Genomic DNA, 19,616 nt, shown 5'->3' on the forward strand with positions numbered 1-19,616 from the left:
CCATTGAACAATCTGTAGTCGCTACAGAGTCAAGCGTTTAGAATCGAGCAATCATTTGCATGTACACCACGTGAGGCGGCGCAACATGAAAATCGGCGAATTGGCGCGTGTCACGAGCACCCAGGTCGAGACAGTTCGTTACTACGAGCGTGAAGGCTTGCTGCCAACCCCTGCGCGTACCGATGGCAATTTCCGCATCTACGAGGGTATCCACGTCGAACGTTTGTCGTTCATCCGCCATTGCCGATCATTGGACATGACGCTCGATGAGATCCGCGTCCTGCTGCGCTTCAAGGACGCACCGGCAGAAAACTGCGAGGACGTGAATACCCTGCTCGAGAAGCACATCGGCCACGTTGCCGCCCGCATCCGGGAGCTTCGCGGGCTGGAGCGACAACTGAAGGGCCTGCGCGCGCAGTGCAACGAAGCCGGCGACGCAGCCCACTGCGGCATCCTGAACGAGTTGTCACAGCTTCCACGCCATGAGGCCCAGAACGAAGCGATGCACGTGCGCGGCGCCCATCGCGGTCCCTGCGCCCCTCATCCAGAACACTGATCTCGGGCCTCGACCAGGGGACGATAAGGACCAATGGTCGCCAGACGCTGCGCCCTGCGAGTGAGCGCACCCCGTCGAATGGCCACCCCGTAACGGTTACAATCTGTGCCCAATGCGCCGATGGCTTGCTGTTCTTCTCATGCTCATCACGCCCCTCCAGCTCGCCTGGGCGGGCGTGAGCGTCTATTGCCAGCATGAGTCCGGCGCCACGACGCCCCACCTTGGGCATCATCAACACGGCCACCAAGGCGACGAATCACCCGGTGAGCCGGGTCCGACGCTCCACCCGGACTGCGGTCTCTGTCAGGTGGCGACCGCCGCCTTGCCCGATGTGTGCTGCCTCGCCACCTATGACTCGAGCCGGATCTTCGCCGATGTGCCGCACGCCCTTGGCAAGTCCGCACCCACGTCCGAGCCCGAACGCCCTAAATGGCGCTGCGCTGCCTGATCGGCAGCATCGTCCCGCACGTCCTTGTGTGACGCACGTGCCGCAGGACTGCGGCCACGTGCAATGTTGGGCATCCGCCTTCGTAAGGGCGGCCCCGCCAAGGCCCCGCAATCTCGATCGCCGCGACAGAGTTCAATTCAATGCATGACAAACAATCACACTGGTGGTGGCTGCTGGCCGCCTGGATCGTCGCGCTCACCGCGACCCTGAGCGCACTTTTCATTGGCGAAGTCATGGGCATGACGCCCTGCGTGCTGTGCTGGTACCAGCGCATCGCCATGTTCCCCCTCGCCCTCATCCTGGGCATGGCCGTGTTCGCTGAGGACCGGCGCGGCGCGGTGTATGCGATGCCGTTCGTGCTCGCTGGCCTTGCCCTGGCGGCCTATCACAGCGCGCTGATTGCGGGCTGGGTGCCGCAGTGGCGGGTGCCCTGCGGTACCGGCCCATCGTGCAGCCAACAGGCCCTGGTCATCCTTGGCGACATCCAGATCCCCTGGCTGTCGTTGGCGGCCTTCCTCACCATCGCCGCCACCCTGACGATCTATCTGAAAAGGACCCGTACATGAACACAAGAAAACTGTTGGCACTTGCTGTGCTGCTGATTCTCGGCCTGGCTTTCTACTTCGGCATGGATGCCTATCGCGACCGCACGCAGGCCGATCAGGACGCCCGCGTCGACGTGGGGAAAAGCCGCCTTGTAAGAATGCACACCCCGATCATCGGGCCGCAGAACGCGCCGGTCACCATCGTCGAATTCTTCGACCCCGCCTGTGAGACCTGCCGCGCCTTCTATCCGATCGTCAAGCAGATCATGGCCCAGCATCCGGGCAAGGTTCGACTTGCGCTGCGCTATGCGCCCTTCCACCACGGCTCGGACCAGGTCGTGAAACTCATGGAAGCAGCGCGCAAGCAGGGGCTTTACACCCCGGTGCTTGAAGCGCTGCTGGCCGCCCAACCGGAGTGGGCCGACCATGCGGCGCCCAACATCGGCACTGCCTTCGAAACAGCGGCGCGCGCCGGTCTGGACATGGGTCGTGCCCGGCAGGATATGGAGACGCCCGAGATTCAGGCGGTGCTCGCGCAGGACATCGAGGACCTTACCGCGCTGCAGGTCAGCAGGACGCCGACCTTCTTCGTCAATGGACGCAGCCTGCCCAGTTTCGGCCCGGAGCAACTCGCGCGTCTGGTGGCGGAGGAAGTGGCCAAGGTACAGCCTTGATCGAATTCTTCAAGCTCGCCGGCCTGTTCGCCTTGACGGCCGTGGCCGAGATCGTCGGCTGCTATCTCCCCTGGCTGGTGTTGAAGCAGGACCGAAGTGCCTGGCTGCTCGTGCCCGCAGCGCTGTCGCTGGCCGCCTTCGCCTGGCTGCTCACGCTGCACCCGACGGCGGCCGGTCGAACCTATGCCGCCTACGGCGGCATGTACATCGCGGTCGCGCTGCTATGGTTGCGCATCATCGATGGCATTGCACTGACCCGCTGGGATATCGCGGGCGCCGGCGTCGCGCTTGTTGGCATGGCCATCATTGCACTGCAGCCCGCTGCCTCTCCTTGAGAGGAGGCTCGCTGTTTCTGACCGAGGTTCCCCAGGCGGATACCATCGGCCAGTGGCCCTCGTTCGGCCATTCGGCAGACCTGTCGCTCGAACGGCGGCTTCGCTTGGGAAGGAGTCATGGCGCCTTCGTTTCGGCGACCGTCGGGTCTGGGTCGGATCCAGCCGTTCCGTCCCGGCGGGACCTTCGAGGCCTTCGGCCGCACCGCGCGCGACATTGGACAGTCGACGCCGTACTGTCCAACGGCAGGCTGCATGCACCTGCTCACAAAGCCTCACCATAGGGGGGCGAGCAGGTGTCCAGGTTGCTCATAAACCCTCACTTTTCCCCCGGCGCACAGAGATCTGAAGCCGGCGAAGATTTTTCCGCTATGAGGCTGAAGCCCTCGCCAATGCTGGATTCTTGGTGTCCAGCGCGCCTCTGCGGGGACGGATGTTTTCCCCTCGCTGAACATGCCTCGCAAACTTCCCTAAAAACCATCACCTTTCTGCTCAAAGCCGCGCCACTGCTGGGCTTGAAACGTATTCAGACCTGAAAGCTTCCCTCTTGGGGCTATCAAATCTGCAGCTTGCTCATAAACTATCACTTTGCTTCTGAAACCCGCGCCGTTGCTGAGCTTCGCCGCTGCCGATCTCCCCAAAAGTTATCACCTTTCCAGTGCGGCTCGCCCTGATGCGCTCGGTTTCGGCGCGGGCAGGCGTGCTCACAGACCAACACGTCTCCTTGCTGTCCGCGCTAGAAAGAACCTGCTGACGGGCTATTGCTTTGGCGGTGAAACCCTTGCGGCTGCTGGGATCCAGCCCCATCTGGTCTTCTCAAGATGGGCCACGCTTGCCTGATTTGCGCTCGAGCTGAAGTCTGCTCAAAGGTTGTCACCAGGCAGTCGCAGCTCGTGCAGCTTCGCCGCTGTAGATCTCCCCAAAAACTATCACCTTTCCATTTTGCGCTCGGATTGAAGCTTGCTCACCAAGCATCACCATGCGCTGAAGCCCTTGCCGTTGCTGGGTTTTGCTACGGCTTCAGCCCCGCCATGACATGCCTGACCTGGCTTCGCAGGTTCAGAAATGTCCGCCTGTCGCTTGGCGTGCAGGAAACGGTCACGAACAAGCACCCTGACGGCGGCGTCAGCCGGCCATGTTTTCTCCCCCGACGGTGAAAACGCCAGCCTTCCCGCAGCAGCGAGCGCACGAGCGAATCGACGTCCTTGCAAGTGCTGTATTTCATCTGGATTAGCGCCATCAGAGAGCGTCAGGTCCATGCGGTACCCGCATGGACCTGATCGCCGGTGGGTTACTTGCGGGGCGGGTTGTTGCCCCGGCCGCGACCCGACGGATTACCAGTCTGGCTCGGCCCGTTCTCGAGGTGGTTCATGTTCATCTCCTATGGAAGTGCCCCGGAATTTGAGGACGAGCGGGGGCCCGAGGCGTACCCTCGCTCGCAGAGTTGATAAGTGGGATTGGACGGCGGGCTAGCTAAGGCACGCTTCGATGCGCTGCTTCAGAGCTTCCCGATCTTTGTGCCGCCAGGGCGCTGTGCCAAACTGCCCGGGCGCGGTTTCTTCGACGAGCTGGATCCGGTACCGCAAGCCATACTGGCCCCCTGGCGCGCCTCCAGTCGGCCACAGATAGAGCGCGCACCCGTCGTCTGTCACGGTGACTTCCCAGCACTGGCGGGGATAGGCTGAAAGGTGCGGCTCGAGGATCTCCTGGAGGGCGGTTCCCAGCGTCCAGGTTGCGACAAGGTGACTTCTTCCGATTTCCTGCTCGGCTGTGAGTCTCTCGCCGGGGATCTCTTCCAGAGCTCCAGCGATGATCTGCTCCGAGATGCGCTCACCCGATTCGCCGTTGTATTCGCTCACCCGAAGGCGAAGCCGGCGTACATCACCTGGCGTCGGAGAGCCGTCGAAGCCCGTCACGAAGTTCGCGGCGGAACGCGCCCAGGTCAGCAAAGGTTCTTCCAACAAGAAGACATCACGCCAGCCAGGCTTCAGCCAGCGAACGCCCCTGGCGTCGGGAAGGCAGCGGACGAAGTCGATCCAGGTCGTGAATCGACCGCAAAGCGGATCGATCTCGAGCCGGTACCACGGTGGCGCACGGTGCATCCGGATCCGGCCGTCGCTTCCAAAGTCCTCGAGAAGCTTGCCGACAATCTCAGGAATCAGCGTCATCACGCCGGCAGTACCGAGCACGAGCTCCGTGCGGGTGTAGATCGGGCCGCTGGCCACCACCAGCCAGTGACCGTCCACATGCGCTGGTTCCAGAATCTCGCCTTCACTCAACCCGGTGAGTTGTGACAGCTCGGCAAGCTCGCCAGGGTTGCGTGCGAGTTGCGCGGCCTCAATGCGCCTGGCCACACTGCGCGCCATCGACGCCAGCCCATCCTCGGAATCGGAACCGTCACTGCACGCTTCATCCAGCGCGCTCTTCAGGACGACGTTTTCCTGACGGAGCTGTTCAGCGAGAAGGTCGAGAATCCGTTTCTCGTAGATCCCGGTATCTGGCGGAACGATGCCCGCCAGCTCCGCCAGTGTGACATCGAGGATCTGGGCGATGGCTTCGGCTCGCTTGCGGCTCGTTCTTCCCCGCGCCTCGATGCGCCGATAGCTGGCGGTGCGCGAGTCCTCGTTTTGCTCGAGGCCCAGACGTTTGCAGAGCGCGCTCGCCAGGTCGGCTTGACTCAGCCCCCTTTCGTCGCGCAGTTCGCGCAGCCGCTGGCGATCGATCTTGAATGATGGACGACCCATATACCCTCCGTGAATGTGTCGTCATCATGGAGGAGGGGTTTTAGGTTCGCCAGTATCAAAAAGAGAACATAAAAGCAGTTACCCAGCACGAGGGGGGCGTCCATTGCTCATTGAGCGCGAAGTGCAGCTTGGTAAGGGGACTCCAGCAACTGTTCGGCGGTCGTGACCACACCACCGTGCTGCGGGGTGAAAGCAGAATTGAATGAAGCGGAGCGCCGATCGAGGTCTTACTTTTTTGCGCACAGCTTTCTGAAAAGGTTTTCGGGCGTGCGCCTACGAACAAAAAGGGCACCCCTATGGAACAGGATCGGCAAGGATGGCAATCACATCTGTTCTCGGTTGCACCGACTGATGGACCCCTTTTAGGCACAGGCGGTATCCGCATCGTTTGAAACATTGAGGCTGGACATGGCAGAAAAACTCGTCACTGAGATCGTTGCCCCTGCGGTGCTCCTTGTGATGTACCCCACACTCGTCATGCTCGGGAAGCGGCTAGTGGCATGGGCGGAAACGAAGCTCAAAGGAAGGGCAAAATAGTGTCTCCTCAGGAGACACTTTCAGCATCGGAGGCAGCATGAAGCGTGACTGGGACGTGATCCGCGAAGTTCTGACAGAAATCGAGACAACCCCGTTATCGGAGCGCACCAATCTCACCTATGGCGTAGGGGCAGAGTACCCCGCGGAGAGCGCATCAAAAGGCGAGCATGCCCTCTTGCTTTGGAAGGCCGGCTTCATCTCTGCCATCGATATCACGACCTACGGCGGAAACGCGATCCTCTCTCCCGAACTGACCTGGCAAGGTCATGAACTGCTGGACACCATCCGCAGCAAAGCGGTCTGGGAGCGGATCAAGACAATAGCGAAGGAAAAGAGTATCGAGTTGACCCTCGACAGCGTGAAGGCTCTTGGGAAGCTGGCCCTGGAATGGGTACTTGCCAACTGAGATCTGAAGAACCCGCTCGGTTCAGCGGAATCCTCAGCTCGGTGGTTCCGTCCAGGTCGTAACGAGACCGCATCCCTGCATCATCTCTAGTGACGTTCAGGATGAGGTAACACGTTTCTCAGGCTCCGCCCATGCCTTCGATGAACGTGTCGATGAACGCCCTAATCTTCTCGGCGATGCGCTGGAGGATCGTCTTCCGCTCGAGGATCTTCGGCTTGTAGGTCAGCGTCCCGACGATTTCCTGCTCGCGTGGGAGCCGGTTCGCGAATGCGTAGGTCCCCAGGATCTTCTGAAGGCCGTCCGGGTCGATGTTTTCCTCCTGGCAGAGCTTCCCAAACGCTTCCTTCTGCTTTCCGTCCCAGAATCCCTCGAACGCCCCGATGACGTCTTCTTCCGGCTTCAGCTTTGGGAGGTTCTCCTCGATGAACGCCTGGATCAGCTCCCGCTTGCTGCGTAGCTTCACGTCGCCGGCTAGAACTTCGAGGATCTCCTTCTTCCGCTTGGTTGCCTCCTCGGGGGAGAGCTTCTTCAACAAGACAAGGAGATTGAGGATGTAGGCAACGTTGATCTCGTCCCGATGGATGAGGCTGAGCTCGAAGTCGACGTCCTCAAGCACGGAGGTTTTTTCTGGGTCCCTGGACCTCTTCACGGCGTCGTGCAGGTCGAGGTACTTGCTCTTGTAGTCCTCGAACTTCTGCGGCTCCAGCGTCAGATCGGCGTCCTTGAACTCGGCGAAGGTCGAGAGCACGTTCTTCAGGCGCATCAGCTCGCGAAACTTGGTGACGAACGCGAGCTGGGCGTTCTCGTCCGGAAGAGCGTCCACGCTGCCGACGGTCGGCGCGATCGTGAGCAGCTCGATCGAAGCCTTGTTGAACTTCGCGACGTAGTCCTCGTATGGCTCGAGAAGCACCGTCTCCTTCGCGTCCTTGTTCGAGAAGAGCGCGATCGCCTCGTCGGTGGCCTTCTTCAGGTTCCGGAAGCAGACGATGTTTCCCTGCGACTTCCGGTCGTTCAGGATCCGGTTGGTCCGTGAGAAGGCCTGGATGAGGCCGTGGAACCTCAGGTTCTTGTCGACGTAGAGGGTATTCAGGCGGGGGCTGTCGAAGCCGGTGAGGAACATGTTAACTACGAGGAGGACGTCGATCTGCCCTTCGCGCACGCGCTTGGCGATATCCTGGTAGTACCCGTAGAACGATTGGCTGTCGTTCGTAGAGTACTGGGTCCCAAAGGCCGCGTTGTAGTCCGCGATATAGGCGTCGAGCTTGTCGCGGCTGCTCTGGTCGATCTTTGCGCCGGTCGGGACGTCCGGGCTTTCCTCCGGCAGCAGGCCGTTGGCCAGTGGGTTCTCCTCGTTGGCGGCGTAGCTGAAGATCGTCGCGACCCGCAGGGGGTTGACCGCGTCCTTCTGCTTCTCCTTGAACGCCTCGTAGTACTTGCAGAGGACCTCGACGTTGGAAACGCAGAACATGGCGGTGAAGTCCGGTTGCTTCGTCTTCTGGGCGTGGTGCGCCAGGATGTAGTCGACGATCTTCCCGATCCGCTGCGGGCTCTCGAGGAGCTCCTTGCGGTCGATGTCCTCGACTTCGATGTCCAGAGCGTTCGCCCCTTCTTTTTTCTGGTACTTGCCGACGTACTCGACCGAGAAGCGGAGGACGTTCTCGTCCCTGATGGCGTCGACGATGACGTATTTGTGCAGGCACTTCCCGAACAGGTCCGTCGTCGTCCTCGTCAGGCCGGCCGTGACATTAGCGTTGTCGGCGAAGATCGGTGTGCCCGTGAAGCCGAACATTTGGGCGTTCGAGAAGAACTTCCGGATGTTCTGGTGGGTTTCCCCGAACTGACTCCGGTGGCACTCGTCAAAAATGAAGACAACCTTGCTGTCCTTCAGATGCTCGATCTTCCCGAGGTACCGCTCCTTCAGGACGGCGTTGTTCAGCTTCTGGATCGTCGTGACGATGAGCTTGCATGAGTCGTCGTTGAGTTGATCTACCAGGTGGCGGGTGTTCGCCGTGCTGTCGACGCTGCCCTTGGAAAAGCCGTTGAATTCGCGGGCGGTCTGGTAGTCGAGATCCTTGCGGTCGACCACGAAAAGTACCTTGCTGACCTTCGGAATGCGCTGGATGATCTGGCTCGCCTTGAACGAGGTGAGTGTCTTGCCCGACCCGGTCGTGTGCCAGATGTACGCGTCGTCGTTGCTGTTCTTGACCCGGTCCACCAAGCCTTCCACAGCGTAGAACTGGTACGGTCGGAGGACCTTGAGGACGCCGATCTCGGTAATCACGATGTAGTGCGTGATCATCTTGGAGACATGGCAGGGCCGCAGGAACGTACCCGCGAATTCGGAAAGATCGGAGATCCGCTTGTTCTCGGCGTCGGTCCAGTAGAACGTCTGCTGGAACGCCTGGTACTTGTTGTTCGAGAAGTACTTGGTGTTGACGCCGTTGCTGATCACGAAGATCTGTACGTACTGGAAAAGGCCGTGGCCGGCGTCGTACGACTCGTGCTGGTAACGGTTGATCTGGTGGAAGGCGAGCTTGAGTTCCGCCCCGCGCCGCTTGAGCTCGATCTGGGCCAGCGGGAGGCCGTTGATCAGGATCGTGACGTCGTAACGGTTCTTCCGTTTTCCCTCAACGCTGACCTGGTGCGTGACCTGGAACTCGTTTATGCACCATTCGTCGCAGTTCAGGAAGCTGACATACAGGGTTTCCCCGCCGTCGCGCTTCAGGGCGAACTTGTCCCGGAGAATCTTCGCCCGTTCGACGACGGTGCCCGTGTTCAGGTGACTCAGGATCCGGTCGAACTCTTCTGCCGTGAAAGTCACGCCCCCGTTGTGCTTCTCGAGCTGGCGCTTGAGATTCGCGAGCATCGCGGGTTCGCCGTCGATCGCGACGCGTTCGTACTCGAGGCCTTCGAGTTGCTTGAGGAGAGTTTCTTCCAGGAGGTATTCCGACTGAGTCGTCACGTGGTGTGGGGTTTTATTTGATGAACATATCCAAAAGGATATCCTGCTTGTAGGTCGTAGCGCGCTTTAGACGAACATTTCGGAGAGGAGTCCTTGCTTATATCTTGCTAGGTTCCTGAGCTGTTCCTTGATCGCGAAAATCTTGTCATCAATGGCCCCCAGGAAGCAGGCTATCCTGACCTGCTCGTCTCTCGATGGGATGCAGAGGTCTACCTTTGCAAGGTTGGATTTGGATATTCCAAGCACCGATACGCCCGTGGCGAGCGTCTTGATTTGGCATCTGACGCTCTCAGAGCGCATCAGATAGCCCTTGAAACCATTGGCGAACGCCGCGTCCCTATCCCGTGCTATGAACGTATGCAGGCCGGCAAGAACCTGCTCTCCAGACAAGTTCAGGATCTCAATGGACTTCCCCACGTCGTCGTAGTCCTCGGACGCGTCCGCGATCACTAAGTCTCCCTCGCGGCAATAGTTCTCAGGTGGCACCCTGCTGACGTCGAACTCCGGGCGCACGAAGGGAACGTTCTCACGCTCGATGCGGAAAGCGCTCCGATATTTGGAATGGATGTCCCCGTAGTGGATGTTCCTGACCGAGCCTGACTCATACGTCAGGCAATCCCTGGAGAACGAGTTGTTCCCATAGAAATCGAACACATCCCCAAACTTCCTGCGTTCCCATTCGGGAAAATCATTCCCTGCTTCATCCGTGAGGCGGACCTCGCGTGCGAAGATGCGCCTGGCCATCTCGCCGGCGTATGCCTCCAGAAGTTCGAGCTTCCTCCGGAGTTCTGTAGTCCGTTGGTCAAGGACGGAGAGGAACTGCGCGACTTTCCTCTGCTCGGGAGGGGGGGGGAGGACGATTTTGAGACTCTCGAATTCCTTCTGCCCGAGGGTCTTGTTTCGCCCGGCTCCTCCCGGAGAGGCGAGCTCGAGAAGTTTCTTCCCCTTGCCTGTCAAAAATAGCCGAAGGACGAACTCCGGCTCCGCCCGGGACTCCTTCGCGACGTACATCGGGAACCGGTGGGAGGCCACCATTCCCTTTTCGCGCTCGGTCGTGACGGCTACCGCCTGCTCCCAAGCGAACACGATGTTCACGACCAGCGCGTTCGGTTCAACCCAGAACACGCGCTTGTCCCCGAGCGCCGCTCCCGTTACCTGCGCCTTATGGAATATTCCTTTCCCATGGGAACGGATGCCGATTTGGCGGTATTCGCTTGTAGATGCGACTTTGACAGGCCGCGAGATCTTGCGCAGGACGTTTTTGATCTCGGATTCCTTCCATTCATCCTCGAACCCTGCGAACCGGAGATTCGGCTTCCTCATTCAGCCGTCCTCCTAAGCCTTAAACGGGGGTGTGATGCTGAGCTCGCGGCAGAAGGCGGCGATCGTCTCGTCCGTCTTGCGGCTTTCCTCTTCGAGCCTGGCCAATTCGGCAGCGACCGCCTCGAGGTCGATCGGCTCCTCGGCTTCGAAGGTCTCCACGTAGCGCGGGATGTTGAGGTTGTAGTCGTTCTCCGCGATTACCTTCAGGCTAGCGACGCGGCTGTATTTCTCCTCGTCCTTGCGCGCCTTGTATGCAGCGACGATCTTCTCGATGTGCTCGGGACGCATGACGTTCTGGGTCTTGACCTTGTCGAAGTGCTGGCTCGCGTCGATAAAGAGCACGTCGTCGGGATTCTTCCGGCAGCGCTTGAAGACCAGGACGCACGTCGGGATGCCCGCGCCGTAGAAGATGTTCGCCGGCAGGCCGATCACCGCGTCGAGGCAGTTCAGCTTCTCCAGCAGGTAACGCCGGATTACGCCCTCGGCCGCACCGCGGAAAAGCACGCCGTGGGGGAGGACGACGGCCATGGTGCCGTCTTCCGCCAAGTGCGAGAGCATGTGCTGGACGAAGGCGAAGTCCGCCTTCTTTGCCGGCGCGAGCCTGCCGTACTGGCTGAACCGGTCGTCGTTCATGAAGAGAGGGCTCGCGCTCCAGTGGGCCGAGAACGGGGGGTTGGCGACGATCGCCTGGAACTGGAGCCCGAGGTGCTGCGGGTGCTCAAGGGTGTCCTCCTGGCGGATGTCGAAGTCGCTGTAATGAACCCCGTGGAGGATCATGTTCATCCGCGCCAGGTTGTACGTCGTGCGGTTGAGTTCCTGGCCGTAGATCTTGTCGACGCCGTGGGCTTCGCGCTTGACGCGCAGGAGCAGCGATCCGCTGCCGCATGTCGGGTCGTACGCGCTCTTCAGCTTCGTCCTGCCGATGGTCACGAGCTTGGCGAGCAGAGTGGAAACGGGCTGCGGGGTGTAGAACTCTCCGGCCTTCTTCCCTGCGCCGGCGGCGAACTCGCCGATCAGGTACTCGTAGGCGTCCCCGAGCACGTCGGCGTTCGTGTCAGAGAGGTTGAAGTCGATCTTGTCGAGGTGGGAGAGGACCTTCGCGACCAGGTCGTTCTTGGCCTTCTCCGTGGCGCCTAGCTTCGATGAGGTGAGATCGAGATCCTCGAAGAGGTTGCTGAAGTCGTCCGCGCTGTCGGTGCCGAGAGTGCTCTGTTCGATGTTTTTCAGGATCTTGGCGAGGTCGCCAAGGATGAAGTTGAAGCTCTCTCCGTTCCCGCCTGCCTCGAGCCGGTTGGTTCCGCGCTGGGCGAGCGAATGGAAGAGTTCCGACGGCTTCAGGAAGTATCCGAGCTCCTGCACGGCCGCTTCGTGGACGGCATCGATCATGGCAAGACCTTCCTCGGTCGCCTCGTCGAGGTCCGTGAACTTCAGTTTGTCCGCCTCGAGAACTTCGTCCCCGAACCTGGCGATCTTCTCGGAAAGGTATTTGTAGAAGATGAACCCCAGGATGTAGTCCCGGAACTCGTCGGCGTTCATCTTCCCCCGGAGGGCGTTGGCGATGTTCCAGAGCTGCTGCTGGAGTTGCCGGCGTTGTTCTTCTGACATTGTCGCTCGTACGAAAAGGTAAAGAGGGTCGGGCTGTAGCCCGACCCCATCGGTGTTGGAAGGCGTCCGCGCAGAGGCTGAAGCCAGCCTGTGATCCCCGGAGAGTTAGTAGCCGGCCTCTTTCTGATGCCGGAATGCCAAGACATACACCGCATCAGCTGTCGGTTCATGCCGATACAGTGCGACATAGCCGGAGTCCCCGAAGGCAATCACCAACTCGCGCAGTTCAGGCATCTCAGGGAACGGTCTGCCAATGTCGGGAGCTGTTTCCAGAAGCCGCAATTGCCGCTCGATCGCCTGACCCGCCCGCCGAGCGGCTTCCGGTGCTTTGGTGGCCAGGAACTGGCGGCATCGTTCCAAGCCTTCCGCTGCGCCTGCGGTAACGATTACGTGTGGCACGCGGGCACCGTCGTCTCGTCATCGGTGCCCCAGGTGTTCAACCAGGTGCGAACTTCCTGCCCTGTCAGGTGCTGGCCGGTTTCTTGATAGGTCACCCACGATGCCAAGGCTTCTTGCTTGAAGCGTTCACGGGCTTCCTCCCGCTCGACGTACTGCTGGATCGCTTCGAGCATGATCCAGTGTGCCGAGCGGCGGCGCTGACCGGCGAGTTGCTGGATGCGCCCTTTCAACGCGTCGTCAATCTTGAGGGAGGTTGCCATGACTGTTCTCTTATCGAGAAGTAATACTTAAGGATACTCCTGTTTCTCCTGTCCTGTCCTTCAAACGATCATTAGCCGGACAAGCGCGAGGATGTCCGGAAAGATAATTGATCAATGGGTTTGCGGACAATAAGATAGACGGACGAGATTACGGACAAAAGGTGGGCAATCATGGCTCTGATCGGCTACGCACGGGTATCGACTGCGGAGCAGGACACCGGCTTACAGACGGACGCGCTGCGAACGGCCGGATGCGCGCGGATCTTCGAGGATACGGTTTCCGGATCGAAGGCGGACCGCCCCGGTTTGGCTGAGGCGCTGGCTTACCTGCGTGAGGGCGACGTGCTGGCTGTCTGGCGACTAGATCGGCTCGGTCGTTCTCTGCCGCACCTGATTGAAACGATCGCTGGATTGGAAGCGCGGGGTGTTGGCTTCCGCTCGCTGACCGAAGCCATCGACACCACGACCTCGGGCGGCCGACTCATCTTCCATGTGTTCGGGGCGCTGGGCCAGTTCGAACGCGACTTGATCCGGGAGCGAACCAAAGCCGGGTTGGCCGCTGCCGCCGCCCGTGGGCGCAAAGGCGGGCGAAAGCCGGTTGTGACCAACGACAGGTTGCAGCGAGCGCGAGAGTTGATCGCCAGCGGGTTGAATGTCCGCGAGGCGGCAGGAAGGATCAAGGTTAGCAAGACCGCGCTCTATGCAGCCCTGCAGTCGTCGGGAAGTGCATCCGGTGCCTGACGCCGTGTAGCAGCCATCTGAACGAGTGCCGATGTTTTCCTGTTTTAATGTTTTGCGATTCGTCGTAAAATCGTATATACGCTAATGCAGGAAAAATGAAAACATGATCATTGGACTTCTGAACCAGAAAGGTGGGGTAGGCAAGACTACCCTCAGCGTGAACTTGGCCGCCAGCCTCTCACGCACTGGGGCCCGGGTGTTGCTGATCGATGCAGACCCCCAGGGCAGCGCGTTGGATTGGGCTGCAGCTCGACAGGCTGAACCGATATTTTCCGTAGTGGGGTTACCGAGGGCGACCGTGCACAAGGAAATCGGACAGATCGGGCAAGGGTACGATCACATCGTTATCGATGGCCCGCCGCGAGTCACCGACTTGGCTCGATCCGCGATCATGGCTGCAGATGTGGTCCTGATACCCGTACAGCCCTCCCCCTACGACATTTGGGCTGCTGAGGAGGTTGTGAAGCTGATCGAGGAGGCACGTGTCTACAAAGAAAGTCTGAAAGCCGCTTTTGTGGTTAATCGTAAAATCGCAAATACGGCAATTGGTCGTGACGTGCGTGAAGCCCTCGCGGCGTATCCCTTCCAAGTGTTGGCATCTAGTGTCACGCAGCGGGTTGTTTTCGCTGAAGCGGCGGCTCAGGGATTAGCAGTACATGAGATTGATCAGAATGGGTCGGCAGCGAGTGAGATCGAAGCCGTAGCGGCCGAACTGATGGAGTTCGCACGATGAGCACAAAAAAGGTATCCATTGGCGTCAAGCCGACTAGCAAGCTGGCGCCGGCCGCTGCTGATGCGTGGGTGGAAAGCCGTGCTCCGGCTGAGGGGCCGGAGCCGATGAAGCGGCTCACCATAGACGTTCCGATGAGTTTGCATCGAGCGATCAAGTCTCAATGTGCAATACGAGGAACGAAGATCGCGGATGAGGTACGTGAGCTTCTTGTGCAGAAATACGGAAATACGTAAAAACGTATTTAAGGTTTTCTGCAATAACTGTGGTGACCCTGTTTTCTTCAAGGAGGGGGCGCCCTTTGTCTCTCAGGAAACCCAGGAGAGTCCGAATGGAGAGCTCTGCCAAAGCCCGAAAGGGTCGTCAGCAGCCCCCACATGCCGAGACGCAAGGCGTTCTAGACCTCGCAGCCGGCACCCCGCCGGAACCTGCTCAGGACACCACGTCGGCCAAGTTGCCCGTGCCGGTCAAGCGCGAGCGCCCGGCGTTGCTGCCACTTCGGCACACAGACCGCGATTTCTTCCTTGCCGACCTGTTTGACTATGCGTTGAAGGATGACGGTGCGAGCATGGAAGCGCCGATCTTCACGCTTTCCACCAAGGCAGACTTGTCGACGTGGACATGGGAGAGCAAGGACGGAAACCGCAGCGTCGAGGTCTATCCGTCGATCAAGGGCCGGGCGACGCAGTTCGACAAGGACGTTTTGATTTACGTTGTCAGCCAGATGACCGAGGGGCTGAACCGAGGCCGGGACGACGCCAAAAATCGGACCGTGCGCTTTACGGTGCATGACTACCTTGTATCGACCAACAAGCCCACCGGCGGCGCCGAGTATCAGCGCCTCGAGAACGCCCTAGAGCGCCTGCGCGGAACCACGATCAAGACTGACATTCGGACGGGAGGACAGCGCGTCAAAGAGGGCTTCGGGATCATTGATTCCTGGACGATCATCGAGCGGGCGCCCGACGACGAGCGCATGATTGCCGTGGAAGTCACCTTGTCCAAGTGGCTTTTTAATGCGGTGCAGGCTCACGAAGTGCTGACCATCCACCGGGACTATTTCCGCCTTCGCCGGCCGCTGGAGCGGCGTCTGTACGAACTGGCGCGCAAGCATTGTGGCCATCAAACTCTGTGGAGCATCGGCCTTGAGCTGCTGCAAGAGAAGGCCGGCAGCAAGGGCACCTTGCGCGAGTTCCGCCGCATGGTCCGCGAGATCATCGAGGCGCACACCTTGCCCGAGTATCGGATGACGCTGGACGACGCCGACAAGGTGACGTTCTACGTCCGCAACCCGCAGCGGCTGATTGCCGGGCTGACCAAGGGCAACAAGGCTGACGCGGTGCATTCCTACACGCGAAACCCGAAGCGAGTACCGCCCGAGCTGAATAAGGGGAAGGGCAAGCCTTAGTCCGCGCGCTTGGTTACAACAGATCTACCTGGCCTGCTCGCATTTTTCACCATGCCCCACGAACAGGGGCTTTTTCGCTGGCGCGAAAACCGGGATGCCCTTCCAGGCTCGCTATCCGCTCGGTCCCTGCGGGACTGGCCACCGCCACCCTCAAGGCCACCACTCGCCCTTGCGCCATCCTGGCGCCGATCAGCACACGCCCGGCGGGTCTCTGGTGTGCGCTGAAGAACTCCCACGCCTCGTGTTTTCACCCACGCTTGCCGGTGGGTGCCTGCGGCCAGACTCGTTATATCACCCACGCTCAGGTCATCGGCCGGCGCCGTTGCTGTCACTGGTTCGCTATGGTGAGACGATAAGCGCCCAAAGACTCACTTTGGACGTGTCGTGTCGCCACGGCGGGCGGTTCGTTGTTTCACCCACGCCTGTGAATTGGCTCGTTATATCACCCACGTTTTCCTGTGGGTGGGCTCGTTATATCACCCACACCCCATTCGTTATATCACCCACGCCAGAAAATTCAGAAGCCAGTAACGGCAAGGCTTTCAGGGCGATATTCACAGTCGTAACGCGCGCGCGCGATTCTTAACTTATAAAATCTTTAACGTCAGCCGGACGCCTGTGCCTGTGGAAAACACTTTCCGTGCCCAAACCGGGCAAGGGGCACCCCTTCGGGGTTCCCCCGGCAAAGCCGGCCCCCCCTCCCCATTGAACAGGCCCCCAAAGGGGGCAAGATGGTCCCCCAGTGCTGCTCGACCGCGTAGATCACACCGAGCACCAAGCGAAACCAAAGAGAAGAAAGGAAAAAAGCAAACCCCCAAAGATCGACGAACAGTGAAAGGGACGGTCTAAGCGGCTCGACCCGGCAAGCCGGGCCGACCGGCCGCAAGCGGCCCCCTACGGGCGCTAAGACCCGGACAAATCGGCCTCCGCCCGCAAGCGGGCCGACGCCTCAGCCGGGTTTCTGTGGAAACCGCCCCAAAGCGAGAGGTCGACAAATCAACAGCCGCTAAAAACGTCTGTAAAAAGGAGGGGAAGACGGAAAGGTACAGGCGAAATCCAGCTGCAGGAGCGTGCTGGACGGCCGCTGGGGCGTTTTCTCGGCATGGTCCGACACTCCCCAAGGCTGGGCAGGCGGAACGCTGCACTGAACTGCAACTCACGAAACGGAAAAAATCGTACGCTAAGCCGCGCCCGGCTTGTCGATCGGCACGGCCCACCATTCCTGCGCGTACTGGGTCGTTCCCGGCCCGTTCCGGGTGCTGACCTGGAAGCCGCGCAGCAGCAGCCCGCGCGGCGTGATCCGCAGCACCTGGACGTCGAACAGCGGCGGAAGTAGGCCGCGCTTGGCCGAGGTACCCCAGCGTTCCCACAGTTGCGCCGCGTGCAGCGGCCGCTTCTCGGCGGTCCCGATCGGGATGTCGCCTATGCTCAGGGTGCCGGTGATGCCGGGGTCCGCCAGGCACGCCTCGCGCGGGCGCCGAACTCCGGCCACCATCAGTTCGATGACTCTCACGCGCATGATTGGACTGTAAAAAAATACAGCTTATTTTCGCCCAACGCGGCCGGTTTGGGGCGGCGATCGACCGCCGGGGCTCTGGAGGAGGACGCCATGTGCGGACGCTATGCGCTCTACGGTCCGGTATCGCGCCTGCGCGAGGCCTTCGACGCGGTGCCCGAAGGCTTCGACTTCGAGCCGCGCTGGAACGCGGCGCCGATGCAGTGGCTGCCGGTGGTCCGGCAGCGGTCGAACGGTGAGCGGGTGATTCACCGGTTGCGCTGGGGCTTGGTGCCGTCGTGGGCGAAGGATGAGGCGATCGCCACGAAGTTGATCAACGCGCGCGGCGAGTCGGTTTCTGAAAAGCCATCGTTTCGGGCGGCGTTCCGCCGCCGGCGCTGCATCGTGCCGGCGAACGGTTTCTACGAGTGGCAGCAACTCAGTGACCGGCAGGGCGGCGGCAAGCAGCCGTTCTACATCCACCCTGTCGGGGGCGAGTTCTTCGCGCTCGCCGGGCTGTGGGAGCGCTGGACGCGCCCGAGCGATGGCGAAGCGATCGACACCTTCACCATCGTCACCACCGAGGCCAATGCCGCGATGCGCCCACTGCACGACCGGATGCCGGTGATCCTGGCGCCGGGGGATTGGTGGGCGTGGCTCAACGGGGCGACTGCCGCCGACCAAGTGCAGGCGCTCGTGCGCCCATGCCCGGAGGCGGCACTTGCGGCGTATCCGGTGAGCAAGGCGGTCGGTAACGTGCGCAACGAGGGAGCGGGGCTAATCCAGCTCCTCGCGTAGCTGCTTTGCTCCTGCTCCCTGCGAGGCTGGATTCGGTATCTACGCCTAGAGGATAGGCGCATTTCGGGGAGCCGATCAGCAGCTCAGTGTTTGTTTTGTTTTAGGGGGAGCGATCGGTATTCTGATTTCAGAAAGGAGAGAGCCTCGAGACGTTGGCAACCGTACTGAGGCTCTCTAATGACCCGGTCAGGGCGGTCATCTGCATGTGACCGTCGGGCCTTGCCGACCAACCTCTGTACCAGGTGGCGACTTGAGTTCAATTCAAGCCAAAACCGTCGCCTGCAAGGAAGAGGCCGATGGCTCAGAGTAGTAACGGCCTCCGCAAGCTGAAGCAGGGCAGCTTCGATTTTTCATCGCCCGGCGAGCACGCCAGCCTTGTTCACAGCGGTGAACGGCATGGCGTCGTGCTCCTATGGGAGCGCTGTGCGCCAGATGGAAAGCGGTGGATCAAGTGTCGGCCCACCGATAATCTGCCTGAACTCGCCGAGCTGCTGCGGCACAAGCAGGACGCCTACTTCTCGATCAACCAGTTTCATGGCTGGCGCGAGGTTCGTTTGCTGAAGTCCCTGCGCGCGCTCTATGTGGACCTGGATGGTCAGCAGGATCTCGACTTGGTGCTGGATGTTCTTGCAGCGGCAGGTATGCCGGCACCGAGCATGGTGGTTTTTTCCGGGCGAGGCCTCCATTTATACTGGCTGCTGCGTGCCACGCCAGCCAAAGCGCTACCTGTCTGGCAGCGTATCCAGGACGTAACTCTCAAGACCCTGAGCACAATCGGTGCTGACCCTGCATGTCGAGATTGCACCCGTGTCCTGCGCCTGTCCGGCACCATTAACAGCAAGAACAGAGCTGAAGCGCGCGGCTTGATGCTCACAGGTCAGGAATGGGATCTACATAGCCTGGCCGACGAGATTTTAGGGCCGCGCCGGCCAGGTCGCCCAAAAGCATCTGCATCCATTTCGGATTTCAATGCGGCGGCGGCCAGATCAGGGCGGCGTTCTGTCTTGGCTGGGTCGATCTACGGCTGGTGGTACGCGGTTTATCGAGACTTGGTGCGGTTAGTCGATCTTGAGTATGGCAATCGGTTGCCTGAAGGCTGCCGAGATCGACTGCTGTTCCTGCATGCCGTCGCGCTTTCGTGGTTTGCTCAGCCCGATGCGATCGAATCAGAGATTCTCAGTGTCGGCCGGCTTATCACCGATTTTTCTGATTCGGAGATCTTGGGGGTGATGGCGTCGGTCATCAGCAGGCGCAACCTGGCTGACCAAGGGCACAAAATCGCCTGGGGCGGACGTGAAGTCGACCCGCGCTATTTTTTCAGAGCTTCGACGCTGCGAGACTGGATTGGACATGATTTGCTCAACAAGCACGCCGAGCAACTTCGTGCCCTGGCTCCTGCCGAAATAATCAAAGAGCGGAAAAAGATTCGGGATGCATCGCGCTGGCAGGACAGTTATACCGGGAAAGGTGTTCGCACTAGCAATGAAGAGAAACTAGCGACGGCGCGGCTCATGGCCGCTGCAGGTGCAAGCCAGCGCGCGATCTCTGTAGAGCTTGGCGTCAGTCAGAAGACGATCAGTCTTTGGCTTCGTTCGGGTGATACCTAAACGCTCCTTATATAGCCCCCCCCCCCCCCCGGGGGGGTTTTGGGTT

Annotated in this window: 20 protein-coding genes; 12 read left to right on the plus strand and 8 right to left on the minus strand. The window is 60.3% G+C overall.

The window, feature by feature from the left end:
• Nucleotides 1-85: 85 nt before the first annotated feature.
• The 5 genes from cadR (at nucleotide 86) to B447_RS18130 (ending at nucleotide 2,558) form a co-directional block, all read left to right on the plus strand.
• A complete protein-coding gene (gene cadR / locus B447_RS18110; protein WP_002943923.1) occupies nucleotides 86-556 on the plus strand; it encodes a Cd(II)/Pb(II)-responsive transcriptional regulator in 471 nt (156 codons plus the stop codon).
• A gap of 139 nt (nucleotides 557-695) precedes the next feature.
• Complete coding sequence (locus B447_RS18115) at nucleotides 696-1,004, plus strand: hypothetical protein (RefSeq protein WP_198291835.1); 309 nt, start codon at nucleotides 696-698, stop codon at nucleotides 1,002-1,004.
• Between the two features lie 140 nt (nucleotides 1,005-1,144).
• On the plus strand, nucleotides 1,145-1,570 hold the full coding sequence (locus tag B447_RS18120) for a disulfide bond formation protein B (protein ID WP_002943928.1): 426 nt from the start codon (nucleotides 1,145-1,147) through the stop codon (nucleotides 1,568-1,570).
• Nucleotides 1,567-2,223 carry a DsbA family protein gene (locus B447_RS18125; RefSeq protein WP_002943931.1) on the plus strand — a complete coding sequence of 219 codons (657 nt, stop codon included), beginning with the start codon at nucleotides 1,567-1,569 and terminating at the stop codon, nucleotides 2,221-2,223. Before B447_RS18120 ends, B447_RS18125 begins: the two co-directional genes overlap by 4 nt.
• Complete coding sequence (locus tag B447_RS18130) at nucleotides 2,220-2,558, plus strand: YnfA family protein (protein WP_002930993.1); 339 nt, start codon at nucleotides 2,220-2,222, stop codon at nucleotides 2,556-2,558. Before B447_RS18125 ends, B447_RS18130 begins: the two co-directional genes overlap by 4 nt.
• Nucleotides 2,559-3,529: 971 nt before the next feature.
• On the opposite strand, the gene B447_RS22660 is transcribed toward B447_RS18130, so the two are convergent.
• Nucleotides 3,530-3,814 carry a hypothetical protein gene (locus B447_RS22660; protein ID WP_157384729.1) on the minus strand — a complete coding sequence of 95 codons (285 nt, stop codon included), beginning with the start codon at nucleotides 3,812-3,814 and terminating at the stop codon, nucleotides 3,530-3,532.
• A 210-nt stretch (nucleotides 3,815-4,024) separates the two neighbouring features.
• Nucleotides 4,025-5,299, minus strand: coding sequence for a helix-turn-helix transcriptional regulator (locus tag B447_RS18140; RefSeq protein ID WP_002943934.1), 1,275 nt, complete (start codon nucleotides 5,297-5,299; stop codon nucleotides 4,025-4,027).
• A gap of 574 nt (nucleotides 5,300-5,873) precedes the next feature.
• Between B447_RS18140 and B447_RS18145 the strand changes: the two genes are divergently transcribed.
• Nucleotides 5,874-6,242, plus strand: a complete 369-nt coding sequence (locus B447_RS18145) for a DUF2513 domain-containing protein (RefSeq protein WP_002943937.1) — start codon at nucleotides 5,874-5,876, stop codon at nucleotides 6,240-6,242.
• A gap of 118 nt (nucleotides 6,243-6,360) precedes the next feature.
• Here B447_RS18145 and B447_RS18150 read toward each other — a convergent pair whose 3' ends face one another.
• From B447_RS18150 to B447_RS18170, 5 genes are all read right to left on the minus strand, one after another.
• On the minus strand, nucleotides 6,361-9,204 hold the full coding sequence (locus tag B447_RS18150; protein WP_002943943.1) for a type I restriction endonuclease subunit R: 2,844 nt from the start codon (nucleotides 9,202-9,204) through the stop codon (nucleotides 6,361-6,363).
• Between the two features lie 66 nt (nucleotides 9,205-9,270).
• Complete coding sequence (locus B447_RS21945) at nucleotides 9,271-10,527, minus strand: restriction endonuclease subunit S (RefSeq protein WP_002943945.1); 1,257 nt, start codon at nucleotides 10,525-10,527, stop codon at nucleotides 9,271-9,273.
• A 12-nt stretch (nucleotides 10,528-10,539) separates the two neighbouring features.
• On the minus strand, nucleotides 10,540-12,132 hold the full coding sequence (locus tag B447_RS18160; protein WP_002943947.1) for a type I restriction-modification system subunit M: 1,593 nt from the start codon (nucleotides 12,130-12,132) through the stop codon (nucleotides 10,540-10,542).
• A gap of 105 nt (nucleotides 12,133-12,237) precedes the next feature.
• A complete protein-coding gene (locus B447_RS18165; RefSeq protein WP_211164115.1) occupies nucleotides 12,238-12,492 on the minus strand; it encodes a type II toxin-antitoxin system RelE/ParE family toxin in 255 nt (84 codons plus the stop codon).
• 26 nt (nucleotides 12,493-12,518) lie between these two features.
• A complete protein-coding gene (locus B447_RS18170) occupies nucleotides 12,519-12,791 on the minus strand; it encodes a CopG family ribbon-helix-helix protein (protein WP_002943952.1) in 273 nt (90 codons plus the stop codon).
• Between the two features lie 171 nt (nucleotides 12,792-12,962).
• Here B447_RS18170 and B447_RS18175 point away from each other — a divergent pair, with 171 nt between their 5' ends.
• The 4 genes from B447_RS18175 (at nucleotide 12,963) to B447_RS18185 (ending at nucleotide 15,670) form a co-directional block, all read left to right on the plus strand.
• A complete protein-coding gene (locus B447_RS18175) occupies nucleotides 12,963-13,532 on the plus strand; it encodes a recombinase family protein (RefSeq protein ID WP_002943955.1) in 570 nt (189 codons plus the stop codon).
• A gap of 103 nt (nucleotides 13,533-13,635) precedes the next feature.
• The gene (parA, locus tag B447_RS18180) at nucleotides 13,636-14,265 is read left to right on the plus strand and encodes a ParA family partition ATPase (protein WP_002943957.1); all 630 of its coding nucleotides are present in this window, start codon (nucleotides 13,636-13,638) and stop codon (nucleotides 14,263-14,265) included.
• Nucleotides 14,262-14,498 carry a hypothetical protein gene (locus tag B447_RS22345; protein ID WP_083491496.1) on the plus strand — a complete coding sequence of 79 codons (237 nt, stop codon included), beginning with the start codon at nucleotides 14,262-14,264 and terminating at the stop codon, nucleotides 14,496-14,498. The genes parA and B447_RS22345 overlap by 4 nt, the downstream gene beginning before the upstream one ends.
• 95 nt (nucleotides 14,499-14,593) lie before the next feature.
• A complete protein-coding gene (locus B447_RS18185; RefSeq protein WP_002943959.1) occupies nucleotides 14,594-15,670 on the plus strand; it encodes a replication initiator protein A in 1,077 nt (358 codons plus the stop codon).
• Nucleotides 15,671-16,850: 1,180 nt separating this feature from the next.
• Here the strand turns inward: B447_RS18185 and B447_RS18190 are convergent.
• Entirely contained in the window at nucleotides 16,851-17,189 is a 339-nt protein-coding gene (locus B447_RS18190) for a hypothetical protein (protein ID WP_002943961.1), read from the minus strand.
• 90 nt (nucleotides 17,190-17,279) lie between these two features.
• On the opposite strand from B447_RS18190, the gene B447_RS18195 reads away from it, so the two are divergent.
• Entirely contained in the window at nucleotides 17,280-17,963 is a 684-nt protein-coding gene (locus B447_RS18195; protein WP_002943967.1) for an SOS response-associated peptidase, read from the plus strand.
• Between the two features lie 296 nt (nucleotides 17,964-18,259).
• Nucleotides 18,260-19,570, plus strand: a complete 1,311-nt coding sequence (locus B447_RS18200; protein ID WP_002943969.1) for a hypothetical protein — start codon at nucleotides 18,260-18,262, stop codon at nucleotides 19,568-19,570.
• Nucleotides 19,571-19,616 lie beyond the last annotated feature (46 nt).

It is taken from the genome of Thauera sp. 27 (assembly GCF_000310125.2).
GTDB lineage: Bacteria > Pseudomonadota > Gammaproteobacteria > Burkholderiales > Rhodocyclaceae > Thauera > Thauera mechernichensis.